Genomic DNA, 1,207 nt, shown 5'->3' with positions numbered 1-1,207 from the left:
CCGCCCGCGCCGGCTGGAGGAGGTGGTGGGCCAGGAGCACCTGCTCGGCCCGCAGGGCAGCATCAGCCGGATGCTGGAACGCGGCGCGCTGGCCTCGCTGATCCTGTGGGGGCCGCCCGGCGTCGGCAAGACCACCATCGCCCGCCTGCTGGCCGAGGCCGCCGGTCTGCGCTTCGCCGCCCTCTCGGCGGTGTTCTCGGGCGTCGCCGACCTCAAGCGCGCCTTCGACGAGGCCCGCGCCCGCCGCACCTCCGGGCAAGGCACGCTTCTGTTCGTCGACGAGATCCACCGCTTCAACCGCGCCCAGCAGGACGGTTTCCTGCCCGTGGTGGAGGACGGCACCGTCACCCTGGTGGGGGCGACGACCGAAAATCCCTCCTTCGCGCTGAACGGCGCCATCCTCTCCCGCTGCCAGGTGATGGTGCTGAAGCGGCTGGACGACGCGGCGCTGGAGCGCCTGCTCGCCCGCGCCGAGGAACTCTCGGAGCGCCCCCTGCCGCTGGACGATGCGGCGCGCGGCGTGCTGCGCGCCATGGCCGATGGCGATGGCCGCTACCTGCTCAACATGGCCGAGCAGCTCCTGGCCCTGCCCGCCGGCACCGCACCGCTCGACCCCGCCGGCCTCTCCGCCCTGCTGGCCAGGCGCGCCGCGCTCTACGACAAGGACCGCGAGGAGCACTACAACCTCATCTCGGCGCTGCACAAATCGCTGCGCGGCTCGGACGCCGATGCGGCGCTCTACTGGTTCTCCCGCATGCTGGAGGGCGGCGAGGACCCGCGCTACATCGCCCGCCGCCTGACGCGCTTCGCCGCCGAGGATGTGGGCATGGCCGACCCCACCGCCCTGCCCGCCGCCATCGCCGCCTGGGAGACCTATGAGCGCCTCGGCAGCCCGGAGGGGGAGCTGGCGCTGGCGCAGCTCGTGGTGCATCTCGGCACCGCGCCGAAGTCGAACGCCGTCTATGTCGCCTACAAGGAGGCGCGCCGCGCCGCCAAGGAGACCGGCAGCCTGATGCCCCCCGCCCATATCCTGAACGCGCCGACCAATCTGATGAAGAGCCTCGGCTACGGCGCCGGCTATGCCTATGACCATGACGAGGCGGAAGGCTTCAGCGGCCAGAACTACTTCCCCGACGGGATGGCGCGGCAGCCTTTCTACCGCCCCGCCGGGCGCGGCGCCGAGGCGCGCATCCTGCAACGGCTGGAG

The 1,207-nt window shown here is 72.6% G+C and carries 1 protein-coding gene; it reads left to right on the top strand.

The window, feature by feature from the left end:
- Window positions 1–1,207, top strand: a 1,207-nt coding sequence (locus ACZJYS_RS24360) for a replication-associated recombination protein A (RefSeq protein ID WP_493180653.1), incomplete at both ends; no start/stop codon positions are given.

This window comes from Roseomonas sp. TS2 (assembly GCF_058833935.1).
This window is presented reverse-complemented; position numbering and strand designations above follow the sequence as displayed.